This window comes from Serratia sp. PL7 (assembly GCF_945957435.1).
The window spans coordinates 197,349-214,007 of record NZ_CAMFLB010000015.1; the positions used below are offsets into that span (position 1 = coordinate 197,349).

15 protein-coding genes and 2 tRNA genes are annotated in these 16,659 nt (G+C 60.0%); 3 read left to right on the plus strand and 14 right to left on the minus strand.

The annotated features are described in order from the left end of the window. Window positions 1-46: 46 nt before the first annotated feature. Window positions 47-1,522 carry a ketol-acid reductoisomerase gene (ilvC, locus tag N6G83_RS37270; protein ID WP_025304638.1) on the minus strand — a complete coding sequence of 492 codons (1,476 nt, stop codon included), beginning with the start codon at window positions 1,520-1,522 and terminating at the stop codon, window positions 47-49. A 168-nt stretch (window positions 1,523-1,690) separates the two neighbouring features. Between ilvC and ilvY the strand changes: the two genes are divergently transcribed. Then, window positions 1,691-2,581: an HTH-type transcriptional activator IlvY gene (gene ilvY, locus N6G83_RS37275; RefSeq protein WP_004929971.1), complete on the plus strand. Its 891-nt coding sequence runs from the start codon at window positions 1,691-1,693 to the stop codon at window positions 2,579-2,581. A 9-nt stretch (window positions 2,582-2,590) separates the two neighbouring features. Here ilvY and N6G83_RS37280 read toward each other — a convergent pair whose 3' ends face one another. From N6G83_RS37280 to N6G83_RS37325, 10 genes are all read right to left on the minus strand, one after another. Beyond that, window positions 2,591-3,292 (minus strand): DUF2461 domain-containing protein, encoded by a 702-nt coding sequence (locus N6G83_RS37280; protein ID WP_025304640.1) that lies wholly within the window; start codon window positions 3,290-3,292, stop codon window positions 2,591-2,593. A gap of 21 nt (window positions 3,293-3,313) precedes the next feature. Beyond that, a complete protein-coding gene (locus N6G83_RS37285) occupies window positions 3,314-3,892 on the minus strand; it encodes a hypothetical protein (RefSeq protein ID WP_025304641.1) in 579 nt (192 codons plus the stop codon). Further along, window positions 3,892-4,887 carry a hypothetical protein gene (locus tag N6G83_RS37290; RefSeq protein ID WP_060435225.1) on the minus strand — a complete coding sequence of 332 codons (996 nt, stop codon included), beginning with the start codon at window positions 4,885-4,887 and terminating at the stop codon, window positions 3,892-3,894. Before N6G83_RS37290 ends, N6G83_RS37285 begins: the two co-directional genes overlap by 1 nt. Before the next feature lie 112 nt (window positions 4,888-4,999). After that, a complete protein-coding gene (gene ilvA / locus N6G83_RS37295; protein WP_043142923.1) occupies window positions 5,000-6,544 on the minus strand; it encodes a threonine ammonia-lyase, biosynthetic in 1,545 nt (514 codons plus the stop codon). A gap of 5 nt (window positions 6,545-6,549) precedes the next feature. After that, window positions 6,550-8,400: a dihydroxy-acid dehydratase gene (gene ilvD, locus N6G83_RS37300; RefSeq protein ID WP_015379395.1), complete on the minus strand. Its 1,851-nt coding sequence runs from the start codon at window positions 8,398-8,400 to the stop codon at window positions 6,550-6,552. A 106-nt stretch (window positions 8,401-8,506) separates the two neighbouring features. Then, window positions 8,507-9,433, minus strand: a complete 927-nt coding sequence (locus N6G83_RS37305; protein WP_016930475.1) for a branched-chain amino acid transaminase — start codon at window positions 9,431-9,433, stop codon at window positions 8,507-8,509. 23 nt (window positions 9,434-9,456) lie between these two features. Beyond that, entirely contained in the window at window positions 9,457-9,714 is a 258-nt protein-coding gene (gene ilvM / locus N6G83_RS37310) for an acetolactate synthase 2 small subunit (protein WP_004929955.1), read from the minus strand. After that, a complete protein-coding gene (gene ilvG / locus N6G83_RS37315) occupies window positions 9,711-11,357 on the minus strand; it encodes an acetolactate synthase 2 catalytic subunit (protein ID WP_049209496.1) in 1,647 nt (548 codons plus the stop codon). Before ilvG ends, ilvM begins: the two co-directional genes overlap by 4 nt. A gap of 142 nt (window positions 11,358-11,499) precedes the next feature. Next, complete coding sequence (gene ilvL / locus N6G83_RS37320; RefSeq protein ID WP_013814970.1) at window positions 11,500-11,598, minus strand: ilv operon leader peptide; 99 nt, start codon at window positions 11,596-11,598, stop codon at window positions 11,500-11,502. Between the two features lie 133 nt (window positions 11,599-11,731). Next, the gene (locus N6G83_RS37325) at window positions 11,732-12,964 is read right to left on the minus strand and encodes an MFS transporter (protein WP_060435232.1); all 1,233 of its coding nucleotides are present in this window, start codon (window positions 12,962-12,964) and stop codon (window positions 11,732-11,734) included. 341 nt (window positions 12,965-13,305) lie between these two features. Here N6G83_RS37325 and N6G83_RS37330 point away from each other — a divergent pair, with 341 nt between their 5' ends. Continuing rightward, window positions 13,306-14,829: a YifB family Mg chelatase-like AAA ATPase gene (locus N6G83_RS37330; RefSeq protein WP_197770968.1), complete on the plus strand. Its 1,524-nt coding sequence runs from the start codon at window positions 13,306-13,308 to the stop codon at window positions 14,827-14,829. A 27-nt stretch (window positions 14,830-14,856) separates the two neighbouring features. Here N6G83_RS37330 and N6G83_RS37335 read toward each other — a convergent pair whose 3' ends face one another. Next, on the minus strand, window positions 14,857-15,195 hold the full coding sequence (locus N6G83_RS37335; RefSeq protein WP_004929946.1) for a DUF413 domain-containing protein: 339 nt from the start codon (window positions 15,193-15,195) through the stop codon (window positions 14,857-14,859). Window positions 15,196-15,314: 119 nt separating this feature from the next. On the opposite strand from N6G83_RS37335, the gene hdfR reads away from it, so the two are divergent. Continuing rightward, complete coding sequence (hdfR, locus tag N6G83_RS37340) at window positions 15,315-16,142, plus strand: HTH-type transcriptional regulator HdfR (protein WP_025304646.1); 828 nt, start codon at window positions 15,315-15,317, stop codon at window positions 16,140-16,142. Between the two features lie 268 nt (window positions 16,143-16,410). Here the strand turns inward: hdfR and N6G83_RS37345 are convergent. Together N6G83_RS37345 and N6G83_RS37350 are read right to left on the minus strand one after the other, a co-directional pair. Next, window positions 16,411-16,486 (minus strand) — tRNA-Trp (locus N6G83_RS37345). 51 nt (window positions 16,487-16,537) lie between these two features. After that, window positions 16,538-16,614 (minus strand) — tRNA-Asp (locus N6G83_RS37350). Window positions 16,615-16,659: the final 45 nt, after the last annotated feature.

Sequence of the window (16,659 nt, forward strand, 5' to 3'; positions counted from 1 at the left end):
AAAGCCAGCATCGCTGCCGGCTCTTTGTGCTTTGCCTTGCGGAAAATCAGCCCGCGACGGCGATGCGTTTCATGTCAGTCATGTAGCCACGCAGTTTACGGCCAACGGTTTCGATAGGGTGGCTGCGCACCGCTTCATTCACGTCGCGCAGTTGCGCGTTGTCCACCGCCGTACCCGCCACGGCTTTGCCCAAATCGCCCGCCTGCAGAGTGGTCATGAAGTCTTTCAGCAACGGCACCGCCGCGTTGGCGAACAGGTAGTTGCCGTACTCCGCGGTATCGGAGATGACCACGTTCATTTCATACAGACGCTTACGCGCAATGGTGTTGGCGATCAACGGCAGCTCGTGCAGTGACTCGTAGTAAGCCGACTCTTCGATGATACCGGCATCGACCATGGTTTCGAACGCCAGCTCGACGCCTGCTTTCACCATCGCCACCATCAGCACGCCATGATCGAAGTACTCTTGTTCACCGATCTTGCCTTCAAACTGCGGCGCATTCTCGAACGCGGTTTTGCCGGTCTCTTCGCGCCAGGTCAGCAGTTTCACGTCGTCTTCCGCCCAGTCGGCCATCATGCCGCTGGAGAAAGCGCCGGAGATGATGTCGTCCATGTGCTTCTGGAACAGCGGTGCCATGATGGTTTTCAGCTGTTCGGACAGCGCATAAGCACGCAGCTTGGCCGGGTTGGACAGGCGATCCATCATCAGGGTGATACCGCCCTGCTTCAGCGCTTCGGTGATGGTTTCCCAGCCGAACTGAATCAGTTTCTCGGCGTAAGCCGGATCGGTACCCTCAGCAACCAGCTTGTCGAAGCACAGCAGCGAACCCGCCTGCAGCATGCCGCACAGAATAGTCTGCTCGCCCATCAAATCGGATTTCACTTCAGCGACGAAGGAAGACTCCAGCACGCCGGCGCGGTGGCCGCCGGTCGCCGCCGCCCAGGCCTTGGCGATCGCCATGCCTTCGCCTTTCGGATCGTTTTCCGGGTGAACCGCAATCAGGGTCGGCACGCCGAAGCCGCGCTTGTACTCTTCACGCACTTCGGTGCCCGGACACTTCGGCGCGACCATCACCACGGTGATGTCTTTGCGCACCTGCTCGCCCACTTCAACGATGTTGAAGCCGTGGGAGTAACCCAACGCCGCGCCGTCTTTCATCAGTGGCTGCACCGCACGCACTACGGAAGAGTGCTGCTTGTCCGGCGTCAGGTTGACCACCAGATCCGCCTGCGGGATCAGGTCTTCGTAGGTGCCGACCTTAAAGCCGTTTTCGGTCGCCTTGCGCCAGGAAGCGCGCTTCTCGTCGATCGCTTCTTTGCGCAGGGCATAGGCGACATCCAGACCGGAATCGCGCATGTTCAGCCCCTGGTTCAGGCCCTGGGCGCCACAGCCGACAATCACCACTTTTTTACCTTTCAGGTAGCCGGCTTCGTCAGCAAATTCGTCGCGCGCCATAAAGCGGCATTTACCCAATTGCGCCAACTGCTGACGCAGGTTCAATGTGTTGAAATAGTTAGCCATGGTGGTACTCCGGTTTGATGTTGTCTTGCATTGTTATTTTCATTCCCCGCCCTGTCTGTGCGGAGATTCGTTAAACTCAATGTATAACAGGAAATGCGTTGCTTAAATTGATATATTGAGAACGTGACATTGCAATTTTTGCAACACTCTCACTGCGAGCGTATCGATATGGATTTACGTGATTTAAAGCTGTTCTTGCATCTGGCCGAAAGCCATCACTTCGGGCGCACCGCCAAGGCGATGCACGTCAGCCCGTCGACGCTCTCCCGCCAGATCCAGCGGCTGGAAGAGATCCTCGGGCAGCCGCTGTTCCTGCGCGATAACCGCACCGTGCAGCTCACCGACGCCGGCGAACAGCTGAAAGAATTCGCCCAGCAAACGCTGCTGCAGTATCAGCAGCTGAAGCACTCGCTCGGCCAGCACGGCCCTTCGCTGAGCGGCGAACTGCGGCTGTTCTGCTCGGTGACCGCGGCGTACAGCCACCTGCCGCCGATCCTCGATCGCTTTCGTGCGCAGCACCCGCTGGTAGAGATTAAGCTGACCACCGGCGATGCCGCCGACGCGGTCGACAAGGTGCAATCCAACGAGGCCGATCTCGGCATCGCCGGCCGGCCGGAAACGCTGCCCGCCAGCGTGGCGTTCACCAAAATCGGCGAAATTCCGCTGGTGCTGATCGCGCCGGCGCTGCCCTGTGCGGTGCGCAGCCAGGCGTTCGCCGACAAGCCCGACTGGGCCGAGATCCCCTTCATCCTGCCGGAGCACGGCCCCTCGCGAAAACGCATCGAGCTGTGGTTCCGCCGCCATCGCATCAGCAATCCGCTGATTTACGCTACCGTCGGCGGCCACGAGGCCATCGTGTCGATGGTGGCCCTGGGCTGCGGCATCGCGCTGATCCCAAGCGTGGTGGTGGACAACAGCCCGGAGCCGGTGCGCAACCGCATCTCGCAGCTGGATAACATCTCGATGGTCGAACCGTTTGAACTGGGGGTCTGCGTTCAGAAAAAGCGCCTCAGCGATCCGTTGATCGACGCCTTTTGGCGGTTGCTGCATCCCCGCTGACGCGGGGTTTCAAAGGTCTGCCGGATCGATCTGCTTCATCGTCTCTACCTGCATCAACCAGTGGTAGAGCGGCTCAAGCTGCAAAAATGCCCCGGCCAGCAGCGGCGCCAGATCGGCGTTGAACAGCTTTTCCACTTCGCTGTCCGTCACCATCACCGCAAACGACTTGCGGTTGTACCAGGTGGCGATCTCCGCCGCCTGTTCCTTCACCAGCGGGCGCTTGTAGCGCTCGCCCACCAGCTCGAACGGCGGCCGGCAGCAGGCGGCCACCTCCAGGAAAGGCTGCGGCCGCTGCCTCAGCGTATGGCGGAACAGATCCATGGTCGGCTTGTTGGCGCTGTAGTAGCCGAGCCCATAGCGCAGCATGTCCGGCCCCAGTTCGAAAAAGTAGACCGGCGCGTCTTTCCAGTCTTTACTCGGGCGCTTGAACGTCAGCCACATGCGGCTGCGGTAGCGCGATTTATCGTGAGAAAACCGCGTATCGCGATGAATGCGCGACAGCGTTTTGCCGATCGCCGGGCGGGTCTCGAACTGCGGGTCGATCGCCAGCATGCCGGGAGCCAGTTGCTCCACCAGCGCGCGAAACGGCGCCAGCAGCTCGCGATCGTAGATGTCGCGATTGCCGTCGAACCAGGCCTTATCGTTCTCGATCCGCACCTGCTGCAGGAAATTCAGGCCCTGCTGGCTAAAGCCGGAGAAAGGTTGCGTCATAAGTTTTTCCGTTCTGACGGTTTATCGGGTGTTGCGCAGATCTTCCCTCTGCCAACGGCGTTTGATAAACACGCGCCGACGCGTGCGGAAATAGGCGACATACAGGTAGAACGCCGCCCGGTTGCTGAACAGCGCACCGCCAACCACGCCCCCCAGCAGCAGGGCGCCGGTGGCGATGCCGGTCATGCCCGCCGCCCACGCCGCCGCGGCGCCGAGGCAACACAGACCGAGCATGCCAAGGTAATATTGCAACAATACCACCCCGCTGTTTTTACCCTGCACCAGTTGGAACAGGATCAACGTCATCCACACCGCCACGATCGCGCCGCTGCCCATCAACACGGCGGCGGAGGTCTTGCCGCTCCAGGCGGCCGCCACATCCGTGACCAGACCCATCACGCCCGCCAGCCCCAGCGTCAGGCACACCATCAGCAACATGACGTTGCCGACGCCCGGCGGCGACAACCGCTGGCCCGGCGTCATGAAATGCTGCTCGAGCTGCGCATCCACACCGGCGAAAAGAGCGCGATCGCGCGCCGCGATTTGGCTTTCCATCTCCCGACCCTGCACGATCAGGCGTTTAATCATCCACTCCGCCATTACCTCACCATCTGCGGCAATTTCTGCATAATGCCCACAAAATACTGCCCGGTGGTTTTCACATTCACCGGCGCCGACAGGGTGCCGCTGATGCCGCTGCCGACAAACGTCAACGCGTTATTGAGCGCCGAGTGCAATTGCTGGCGCAGCCCGTTTTGGATCGCTTCCGTCGGGTAGCGTTTCGGGTACAGGCCGTTCTTCACCATCTCTTTCAAGACGTTGTTGGAAATTCCCGGATTTTCCGCCCGAATGATGTTTTCGGTCAGTCGCTTCCTTTCGCTGCGGGGCATGCTTTTCAGCCACTCCGTCGCCTTGCGCGCCGAAATGCGGCGCATGGCGCGATAGGTCATCGTCGCTTCCTTCAGGGCGGCCCCGGCGCTGGCCAGCGAGATCACATCGAGCACGGTACTGGTGGCGATATACCACTGCTCTGAATCGAGCTGAGCCAATTCATCGCCTTTCCCGTCATAAAGCTTGTTGACGCGGTACAGCCCATTACCGCACTGCAACGCGCTGGCGGCCATGCCGGCATAGCCCAGATAAGCCACCGCTGAGCTGGTACCGCCGGTAAATGGCACGGCGACGCTGCCCGACGCCAGTAAAAAGACCGATACCAGCAGCGTTCCACACGACAGCGCGGCCGAGGCCAGCTCTTTGCTGACGCTGGGTTTGCTCAACGCTTCCGACAGCGTATTGGTCGCGGCAACGCGCGAGGTATGAGCCACCGTTTTGCTGATGACCACGTGGGTAACCTGCGAAGCGTTCGAGTAACCGGTGTGCTGCGTCGGGCGGACTAAAAATGAGTTTTGCCCGTCGGAAAAAATAATTCCCACGCCATGAAAGGCGAGGCTGCAGTCCAGCGAGTCCTGCAAGGCTTGCAGATTAATATCGCGATAGAATTCTTGTACGCCGGTATTGCCCAACAGGCGGGCAAACTCGGCGTTGGTCAAATCGTCTTCGGGAGAACCGAACGGCGTAGAAAAAGCAGTGTTCATTGTCGTGCATCCCTATACGTCAGAAGTCTTGGCAGTATAAAAATGCACGACAAAATCACAACCGCGCAACCCATAAACTGACTCATGCGTCACGGTTACTTATCAATCCGACTCACCCCTGCAAAAAGAAGCGGAACGCCGGGTTGTCGGTTTCGTCGTGGCAATCGTAGCCCAGCGCCTGCAGGTGCCGCTCGAATTCCGGCTCGCTTTGCGCCAGCTCGAAGGCCGCCAGCACCCGGCCGAAGTCGGTACCGTGGCTGCGATAGTGGAACAGCGAGATGTTCCAGTGCGTGCCCAGCGTCTGCAGGAACTTCAGCAGCGCGCCCGGCGACTCCGGAAACTCAAAGCTGTACAGCCGTTCGCGCAGCGGCTTCGACGGACGCCCGCCCACCATGTAGCGCACGTGCAGCTTGGCCATCTCGTCGTCCGACAGATCCACCACCTGGTAACCGTCGGCGTTGAGTTCGTCGATGATCTCCCGCCGTTCGGGGTGGCCGCGCGTCAGCCGCACGCCGACGAAAATGCAGGCGTTGTCGGCATCGGCGTACCGGTAATTGAATTCGGTCACCGAGCGGCCGCCCAGCAGTTGGCAGAACTTGAGGAAGCTGCCCTGCTGTTCCGGAATGGTCACCGCCAGCAGCGCTTCGCGCTGTTCACCCAGTTCGCAGCGCTCGGAAACGTAGCGCAGCCCGTGGAAGTTGAGGTTGGCGCCGGACAGCACGTGCGCCAGACGCTCGCCCTGAATATTGTGCTGCTGGACGTACTTTTTCAGCCCCGCCAAAGCCAGCGCGCCGGAAGGTTCGGCAATGGCGCGCACGTCCTCGAACAGATCTTTGACCGCCGCGCAGATGGCGTCGCTGTCCACGGTGATCACGTCGTCCAGATACTCACGGCACAGGCGGAACGTTTCGTCGCCGATGCGCTTCACCGCCACGCCTTCGGCGAACAGCCCGACGCGCGCCAGATCCACCGGATGGCCGGCATCCAGCGCCGCGCGCAGGCAGGCGGAGTCTTCCGCTTCGACGCCGATCACTTTGATCTGCGGCATCAGCTGTTTGATCAGCACTGCCACCCCGGCGGCCAAGCCGCCGCCGCCGACCGGCACGAAGACCCGATCCAAATGCGCGTCTTGCTGCAACAGCTCCATCGCCAGCGTGCCCTGCCCGGCGATCACCGTCGGGTGATCGAACGGCGGCACGAAGGTCATGCCTTGCTGATGGGAAAGCTCGATTGCCTTCGCTTTGGCCTCGTCGAAATTGGCGCCGTGCAGCAACACTTCGCCGCCGAAGCCGCGCACCGCATCCACCTTGATGTCCGCGGTGGACACCGGCATCACGATCAGCGTTTTGATGCCCAGCCGTTTACCGGAGAAGGCGACGCCCTGCGCGTGGTTGCCGGCCGAAGCCGTCACGACGCCGCGCGCCTTCTGCTCTTCGTCCAGCCCGGCAATCATCGCATAGGCCCCGCGCAGCTTGAAGCTGTGCACCGGCTGGCGATCTTCGCGCTTCACCAAAATGGTGTTGCCGAGGCGCGAAGAGATTTTGCTCATGGCCTGCAACGGGGTGACTTGCGCCACCTCGTAAACCGGCGAGCGCAGTACCGCTCGCAGATATTCCGCGCCGCAGGGGGCGCTGGGTAGGGGTTGAGAGACCGCCATGCTGCTTATCCCCCCAGTTTGCTCTTGTCGCGCACCGCGCCTTTGTCGGCGCTGGTGGCCAACGAGGCGTAAGCGCGCAGCGCGAAGGACACCTGACGTTCACGATTTTTCGGCGTCCAGGCCGCGTCGCCGCGCGCCAGTTCCGCCTCATGCCGCGCCGCCAACTCCTGCTCGCTGACATCCAGCTGGATGCCGCGATGAGGAATGTCGATCGCGATCATGTCGCCGTCCTGCACCAGGGCGATCAGGCCGCCGTTAGCCGCTTCCGGCGAAGCGTGGCCGATGGACAACCCGGAGGTGCCGCCGGAGAAACGCCCGTCGGTGATCAGCGCACACGCCTTGCCCAGCCCCATCGATTTCAGGTAGGTGGTTGGGTAAAGCATTTCCTGCATGCCCGGCCCGCCTTTCGGCCCTTCGTAGCGAATCACCACTACGTCGCCCGCCACCACTTTGCCGCCGAGGATCGCTTCTACCGCGTCGTCCTGGCTTTCATACACTTTGGCCGGGCCGCGGAAGGTGAGGATTTCTTTGTCCACGCCGGCAGTTTTGACGATGCAGCCGTTTTCCGCCAGGTTGCCGTACAGTACCGCCAACCCGCCGTCCTGACTGTAGGCGTGCTCACGGGTGCGGATGCAGCCTTCCTTGCGGTCGGTGTCCAGCGAATCCCAGCGGCAATCCTGAGAGAATGCCTGCGTGGTGCGGATACCGGCCGGCCCGGCGGAGTACATTTTCTTGACGCTTTCGTCGCGGGTCAGCATCACGTCGTAAGCTTCCAGCGTCTGCGGCAGGGTCAGCCCCAACACGTTGTTCACTTCGCGGTTCAGCAAGCCGGCGCGGTCCAGCTCGCCGAGGATGCCGATCACGCCGCCGGCGCGGTGCACGTCTTCCATGTGATATTTCTGCGTGCTCGGCGCCACCTTGCACAGGTGCGGCACTTTGCGCGACAGGCGATCGATGTCTTCCATGGTGAAGTCCACCTCGCCTTCCTGCGCCGAAGCCAGCAGGTGCAGCACGGTGTTGGTCGAGCCGCCCATGGCGATGTCCAGCGTCATGGCGTTTTCAAACGCCGCCTTGTTGGCGATATTGCGCGGCAGCGCGCTTTCGTCATCCTGCTCGTAATAGCGTTTGGTCAGCTCGACGATGCGCTTGCCGGCGTTGAGGAACAGTTCCTTGCGATCGGCGTGGGTGGCCAGCAGCGAGCCGTTGCCCGGCTGCGACAGGCCCAGCGCTTCGGTCAGGCAGTTCATCGAGTTGGCGGTAAACATGCCGGAGCAGGAGCCGCAGGTCGGGCAGGCGGAACGCTCGATCTGCTCGCTGTCGGCGTCGCTGACGTTCGGGTTCGCACCCTGGATCATCGCGTCTACCAGATCCAACTTGATGATCTGGTTGGAGAGTTTGGTTTTGCCGGCTTCCATCGGGCCGCCGGAAACGAAGATCACCGGAATGTTCAGGCGCAACGCCGCCATCAGCATGCCTGGGGTGATTTTGTCACAGTTGGAGATGCACACCATCGCGTCGGCGCAGTGGGCGTTCACCATGTATTCGACCGAGTCGGCGATCAGCTCGCGCGACGGCAAGGAATAGAGCATGCCGCCGTGGCCCATGGCGATGCCGTCATCCACCGCGATGGTGTTGAACTCTTTGGCCACGCCGCCGGAGGCTTCGATCTGTTCGGCGACCAGTTTGCCCAGATCGCGCAGATGCACGTGGCCCGGCACGAACTGGGTAAAGGAGTTGACCACGGCGATGATCGGCTTGCCGAAATCGGCGTCGGTCATCCCGGTCGCGCGCCACAATGCGCGGGCACCCGCCATATTGCGGCCATGGGTGGTGGTGGCGGAACGGTACTTAGGCATGCTCTTTTCACTCCAAATGTATTTATGACAGGCGGCGAACGAACCGCCTGGATATTCTTATCTTGTCTGTCTTGTCGTCCGCCACGCGGCGCGGCGAGCCTTGTCGTTACGGGTTTACCGGATCCAGCCAACCGTATTTGTCTTCGGTCTTGCCGCTGAACAGGCCGAAGAACGCCTGTTGGATCTGTTTGGTCACCGGGCCGCATTTGCCGATGCCGACCTGAATGCCGTCCACGCTGCGCACCGGCGTGATTTCCGCCGCGGTGCCAGACATGAACACTTCGTCGGCCAGGTACAGCGATTCGCGCGACAGCACCTGCTCGCGCACCTCGAAGCCCATGTCTTTCGCCAGCTTGATGATCGCGTCGCGGGTGATGCCCGGCAGCGCCGACGAGGTGAACGGCGGGGTATAGAGCACGCCGTCTTTCACTTCAAACAGGTTCTCGCCCGCCCCTTCGGAAATGTAGCCGTGCACGTCGAGCGCAATGCCTTCCTGATAGCCGTGGCGACGCGCTTCGCTGCCCACCAACAGGGAGGAAAGATAGTTGCCGCCGGCCTTGGCCGCAGTGGGGATCGTGTTTGGTGCGACGCGGTGCCAGGAGGAGACCATCGCATCGATGCCTTGATCCAGCGCTTCTTCACCCAAATAAGCGCCCCAAGGAAACGCCGCGATAATCACGTCCGTTTTGTAACCGGCCGGCGGGTTGACGCCCATGCCGACATCGCCGACGAACACCAGCGGGCGAATGTACGCGCTGACCAGGTTGTTCTTGCGCAGCGTAGCGCGGCAGGCTTCCATCAGCTCGTCGACGCTTTGCGACACCGGCATGCGGTAGATTTTCGCCGAATCGTGCAGGCGCTGCATATGCTCGCGATGACGGAATACCACTGGCCCCAAGTGCGAGTCATAGCAGCGTACGCCTTCAAACACCGACGTGCCGTAATGCAACGCGTGCGACATCACGTGCACTTTGGCCTCGGCCCAAGGCACCATCTCACCATTGAACCAAATGTAATCGGCTTTCTTAGTCATTGTTATTTATCCTTCTCAGCGCCTCAGGCGCGTATTTGTTGTGATGTTGGCTGCTGGATCTCGACGCAGGAGACGTCCATCAGTTTGCTTAATTGAGATGACAACAGGGCGACCGGGCGCGGGCTGGCAACGGTCAATTCGATATTGATGCTGTCGGCGTTGGCCGGGGAAACCATATTCATAGCACAAACCTGAAAGCCGCGATGACGCACGACCCGCAATACGCGCTCTAACATTTCGGGGCGAAAACGCGCCTGGATCGAGAGTTGATGCTGCATCATGATATTTCCTCCAACATGGTTTCGTTACCGGCGCCCGGCGGCACCAGCGGCCAGACGTTTTCGAGTTCGTCGATAGAGACCTGCAGCAGATAAGGGCCCTCGGTATTGAACAGCGCCTCGAGCGCGCCCTCCACCTGATCCTTGCGGCTGATGCGCTGGCCGGGAATGCCGAAGGCGGCGGCCAGCATCAGGAAGTCGGGGTTATCGGACAGGTTGGTTTCGCTGTAGCGGCCGTCGAAGAACAGCTGCTGCCATTGGCGCACCATTCCGAGACGCTGGTTGTCCAGCAGCACGATCTTCAGCGGCAGCCGTTTGCGCTTGATGGTGCCCAGTTCCTGCACGTTCATCATGAAGGAACCATCGCCCGAGACGCAGATCACCGTATCTTGCGGACGCGCGATCTGGGCCCCGACCGCCGCCGGCACGCCGAACCCCATGGTGCCGAGGCCGCTGGAGGTGATGAAATTCTCCGGGCGCTCGAACGTCATGTGCTGCGCGCTCCACATCTGGTGCTGGCCGACGTCGGTGGTCACCACGCTGTTGGCCGGCTTGCGGGCGGACAGCTGGCGCAAGAACAGCGGCGCGTAGATCGGCTGGCCGGGGTGATCGTAGCGGCAGACGTGCTCGGCTTTCAGCGCTATCACCTGCTGCTGCCAGGCGGCGATGTTCAGCGGGCGCTGCAACGCCGGCAGCAACGTTTTCAAATCGCCTTGCAGGGCGACATGCGCCTGGCGCAGCTTGCTCATCTCCGCCGGGTCGATATCCATGTGGATCACTTTGGCGTGCGGCGCGAAGGCGTTCAGCTTGCCGGTCACGCGGTCATCGAAACGCGCGCCGACGGCGATCAACAGATCGCACTCCTGCACCGCCAGGTTGGCAGCCTTGGTGCCGTGCATGCCCAGCATACCGAGGTACAGCGGATCTTGCGCATCCGGCGCGCCCAGCCCCTTCAGGGTGGCGACGTTCGGCATGCGGGTCACGGCGATGAACTCGCGCAGCGCCGGCACCGCCTGGGCCATGCCCACGCCGCCGCCGACGTACAGCATCGGTTTGTGCGCCTGCGCCAGCAGCTCGGCCGCCTCTGCCAACGCCGCCGCCGGGAACGCCGGCGCTTCATCGACCGGCATCAGGTGCGGATGCAGGTCGCCCTGCGCCAGCTGGATGTCTTTCGGGATATCGATCAGCACCGGGCCGGGACGGCCGCCGGCGGCGATGGCGAACGCTTCCGCCATGATGCCCGGCAAGGCGTCCAGCGATTCCACCAGGAAGCTGTGCTTGGTGCAGGCCAGAGACAGGCCGAGAACATCGATCTCCTGAAAGGCATCGGTGCCGATCAGCGCGGACCCCACCTGACCGGTGATGGCGACAACGGGAACGGAATCGAGCAGCGCATCAGCCAGGCCGGTGATCAGGTTGGTGGCGCCGGGGCCGGAAGTGGCGATACAGACACCGACTTTGCCGGTGGCGCGGGCGTAGCCGATGGCGGCCATGGCGGCGCCCTGTTCATGGCGGCACAGCAGGTGTTCCACGCCGCCGTCGTACAGCGCATCATACACCGGCATGATTGCCCCGCCCGGATAGCCGAATACGGTATCCACCCCCTGCGTACGCAACGCTTGAACTACCCACTGAGCGCCATTCATAGTTATTTCCCCGCCTTACTTCGACAACCGCAGGATTTTGTTCTGTTTTTCATGCTCTGCCCCTTGCTCCACTTTTCTCTTGCCAATAAAAAACCCCCGGACCTGACGGTGCGGGGGTTCTCTTGCGATTCCGGCTTGTTTGCTAAGCCTTTCTTCGTCCAAGTGCAGCCCCGCACGGTGGGATAATAATCACCACCACGCTAATCACGACTAGGCTAATCACTTGGGCAAAGGCTTTCATAATGGGTTTGTTCACTGTGCTCATTCAGAACTAATGCTTACAGAGGTACCACAGCCGCGCGCGACATGACAACACTTTTTTTGCGTTATTATTCGGCGCAATCTGGTCATACCTCACGCGAATCGCCTCTCTTTCACACGTTGGCGCGCACGCCCGGATTTCTCACCGCGTCGGTGATCGCCTTGCCGCGCGTATCCTTGCCGAAGAACACCAACAGGGCGATCGCCACCGCCACCGTACCGGCAACGATCGCCATCGCCAAGCCGTAATTATGCCCATGATGCTCGGCGATGGTGGCTTGCAGCGTAGCGTTGACCGAGGCGATCAGATTACCCAGCTGGTACACGAACCCCGGCAGCACCGCACGGGTGTTGGCCGGCACCAGTTCGGTCAGGTAGGTCGGTATCACGCCCCAGGCACCCTGCACCATGAACTGCATCAGGAAAGCGCCGATCCCCAACATTAGCGAACCGCTGGAAAATGCCCACAATGGGATCACCGGTAAGGCCAGCAACGCGGCGATAATGATCGCTTTTTTACGACCGATTTTTTCCGATAATGAACCGAAGAAAACGCCACCGATAATTGACGCAATATTGTAGCTAATAGCGATGATACTGACGGTTTTAGGGTCGAAACCGTGCTGAACTTTCAGAAACACCGGATACAGATCCTGCGTGCCGTGAGAGAAGAAATTGAACGCCGCCATCAGCAGCACCAGATAGCAGCATAGCTTCCAGTGGCTCTTCAACACCGGCAATAAAGCCGTACTTTCTTTGCGCTCACGTGCCGCCAGCCACACCGGCGACTCCTGCACGCAATAATAAATAAACGGCAGCAGCAGGATCGGCGCCGCGCCGATAACGAACATGCCGCGCCAGCCGACCGTTTCGAACAGCAGGCCGTACACCACCGCCGCCAGCAGATAACCGAACGGATAGCCGGCCTGGAAAATGCCCGACATCAGGCCGCGCGAGCGGTCCGGTATGGTTTCCATCGCCAATGACGACGCCACACCCCAGATACCGCCCATCGCAACGCCGTACAACACTCGTAACAGCAAGAAGACCGTCAACGAGGGCGCGGCGGCGGAGAGCAGCTCAAACACCGAGAAGAAGACGATATTCAGCATCAAGATCGGTTTGCGGCCATATTTTTCCGCCGCACGCCCGAAGATCAGCGCGCCGATCGGGCGCACCGCCAGCGTGAGCAGAATAGCCAACGTGACCTGTTCCAGACCGACGTGAAAAGATTGCGCGATGTCGCTGAGTAAAAATACCAGCACGAAAAAATCGAAAGCGTCGAGCGTCCAGCTTGAAAAACTGGCAATTGCCGCGTTGCGTTGCAGCGGGGTCCAACCAAACATAGTGTTATCCCTACCGTAGAGTACGAAGTCAGGAGGTTTAGCGGCTGCCGGGCAGACTGCGGCGGCGGTCGGAGTGTGTTAAAGAAGTGATTTTTCTTTTAATCAATTGTTAAATACACCCGTTAACCCTATGGTTGCAATGCGTATGGGCCGCTAATGTGTTGCAGCCTTCAGCGAATTGTTAATGGGTATTGCCGCAGGTTGCGAGGCGGTTCGCACAATCTCGTTCAATTCGATGAAAATCAGTGATTATGCTGCGAGTTTCATGGAAAAAATGCCAAGAACGCCGCGCGGTACCTGGATAAATCGCGCATCATGCCGCCCTCAGCAAGGAGAGCGATATGTCACTGGCGGTAATCTATAGCCGCGCCATCATCGGCGTTCAGGCCCCTTCCGTGACGGTGGAGGTGCATATCAGCAACGGCCTGCCCGGCCTGACGCTGGTCGGTCTGCCAGAAACCACGGTAAAAGAGGCGCGCGATCGGGTGCGCAGCGCCCTGATCAACAACGGTTTCACCTTTCCCGCCCGGCGCATCACCGTCAATTTGGCACCGGCCGATCTGCCGAAAGAAGGCGGGCGTTACGATCTGCCGATAGCGCTGGCGATCCTCGCCGCCTCCGAGCAACTGCCCCTCGCACCGTTGGCACGCTACGAGTTTCTTGGCGAGCTCGCGCTGTCCGGCGCACTGCGTGCGGTCAGAGGCGCCATCCCGGCGGCACTGGCGGCGGCTGACGCCGGGCGACAATTGATCCTGTCGACGGACAACGCCGCCGAGGTCGGCCTGATCGCACAGTCACAATCCCATACCGCCCAACACCTGTTGGAGGTCTGTGCTTTTTTACTCGGCCAGGGCGAACTGCCGGTGGCCGTCACACCTCCCGCAGCCGGCAATGCGTACGAAAACGCCGATCTGCGCGACATCATCGGCCAGGAGCAGGCCAAGCGGGCGCTGGAGATCGCCGCCGCCGGCGGGCATAACCTGCTGCTGATTGGGCCGCCGGGCACAGGCAAAACCATGCTGGCCAGCCGACTGACGGGCCTACTGCCGCCGCTGACGGAGCCTGAGGCGCTGGAAAGCCTGGCGATCGCCAGCTTGCAACACCCTGTTCTTAGCGCTCTGCCATGGCGCCAGAGGCCGTTTCGCGCGCCGCATCACAGCGCATCGATGGCGGCATTGGTCGGCGGCGGCTCACTGCCGCGTCCGGGCGAGATCTCGATGGCGCATAACGGCGTGCTGTTTCTGGATGAGCTACCGGAATTCGAGCGTAAGGTCCTGGATGCGCTGCGCGAGCCGTTGGAATCCGGCGAGATCGTGATTTCACGCGCCAACGCCAAGGTCTGTTTCCCTGCCAGAGTACAGTTGATCGCGGCAATGAACCCCAGCCCGACAGGGCATTATCATGGGTTGCACAACCGCGCCTCGCCGCAGCAGGTGTTGCGCTATCTGGCTCGGCTGTCAGGGCCTTTTCTCGACCGTTTCGATCTGTCTATCGAAGTGCCGCTGTTGCCGCCGGGTACGCTCAGTAAGCGGCAAACGCAGGGAGAAAGCAGTGAGCTGGTTCAGGAAAGAGTGCAACTGGCACGCGCCCGCCAGCTCGAACGCGCCGGTAAAGTCAATGCGCTGTTGAGCAACCGCGAAGTAGAACGGGATTGCATGTTGCAGCCGGCAGACGCCGAGTTTCTGGAAGCGACATTAAACGCGTTAGGGCTATCGGTACGCGCCTGGCAGCGCATCCTGAAAGTGGCTCGCACGCTGGCGGATTTGGCGGGAGATACTGAGCTCGACAGGCGCCACCTCAGCGAAGCGCTGGGCTATCGCAGTATGGACCGTCTGTTGTTACAGCTGCATCGTAGTCTGGAATGAAAATGGGGCCCGCAGGCCCCATCGTCTTTAGTCTTCGCTGTCGCTGTAATCTTCCACTGCGTCAGCCTGCGGTTTACCGCCGGACAGAGTATGGAATTTCTTCGGGCGACGTGTGCGCGCCAGATATTTAGCCCATACTTTTTCCTGCTCGGTAGCCGCTTCGCGCTCACCTCGGCACACTGCGACGAACAGCTGTTCTTCTTCAGTCGCTGGCTGGCGTTTACCCGAGTCCAGCTCGTTAAACGCGTAGCCGAAACGCTCTAGCAATTGCGCCTCTTTAATGGTGAAATCGCCGTGACGGGAGAACCCGCGAGGGTAATGTTTATTATCAAAAAAACGATTGGTCGTGGTGAAGCTATCCGCCATCTGACACGCTCCTAATTCTCTTATGGCCGTGCTGTTTATGGCGCGGAGTATTAGATAGGCTTGACAGCGTGTAAAACAAAACATTTAAATCTTAACGACAAATTTTTTTGGAGATAGGTGTGGATACCGAATTACTGAAAACCTTTTTGGAGGTCAGTAGAACGCGTCACTTTGGCAGAGCCGCAGAATCTTTGTACTTAACGCAGTCTGCGGTCAGTTTCCGCATCCGCCAGTTAGAAAACCAGCTGGGCGCAAATTTATTTACCCGTCATCGCAACAATATCCGCCTGACGCCTGCCGGTGAGCGGCTTCTGCCTTATGCCGAAAGCCTGATGAACACCTGGCAGCTGGCGAAGAAGGAGGTCGTGCGTTCACTGCAACACACCGAGTTGTCGATCGGAGCTACCGCTTCGCTGTGGGAGGCCTACCTGACCCCCTGGTTGCAGGCGCTCTATCAACAACGCGAGGCGCTGCAGCTCGAAGCCAGGGTGGCATTAAGGCACTCTTTGGTAAAACAACTGCATGAAAGGCAGCTCGATTTACTGATCACCACCGAACCGCCGAAGATGGACGAATTGGCCAGCCAACAGCTGAGCAATTTCTCATTACGCCTGTTCTCATCCGCGTATCGTGACAAACAGGCCCCAATGCCCTACATCAAGCTGGAATGGGGAGCCGACTTCCACCAACAGGAAAGCCGCATGTTGGAAGGTGATAACGTGCCGGTCCTCACGACTACCTCCGCTCATCTGACGCGTCAGTTGCTGGAAACCACGGGCGGATGCGCTTTCCTGCCCAGCCAGTGGGAAAAGGAGTATCCGCAGCTGGTGGCCACTACTGAGATCCCGCCGATTATCCGCCCACTGTATGCCGTCTGGTTGCAAAACAGCGATCAACAGCCTTTGATTCGGCAATTACTTAAAATACCTTTAAATACCGCAGCCTAAAGCATTATGGCGGCCTTAAATGCCGTCATCGTGGTAATGACTGTCTATCATGCTAAAAGCCGCCCATCGCCTTCTGAGAGAAGATAATGCAAAACGATAAGAGAATCCGGAGGCGTGCAGGGTAAAGCTCGGAAGAACATGAAGCAGCCAGGATCGGGCAAACCTCGGCATATAGCGTCAAAAGCGCTCTTTTCCAAAGCGGGAATGCACTAAGGGAAGGGATAATAGGTAAAAAAAAACCCTTTGCTTTCGCAAAGGGTTCTTAATATGGCAGGGGCGGAGAGACTCGAACTCGCGACACCCGGTTTTGGAGACCGGTGCTCTACCAACTGAGCTACGCCCCTAAATCTCGCTTAACATTATGCCTGCTAATAAAGCAGGCATAATTAAATAAGTGGCGGAACGGACGGGGCTCGAACCCGCGACCCCCTGCGTGACAGGCAGGTATTCTAACCAACTGAACTACCGCTCCACCGATTCTTTTACGTTGCATCTCTCGATGCCGGCAAATTCGCGT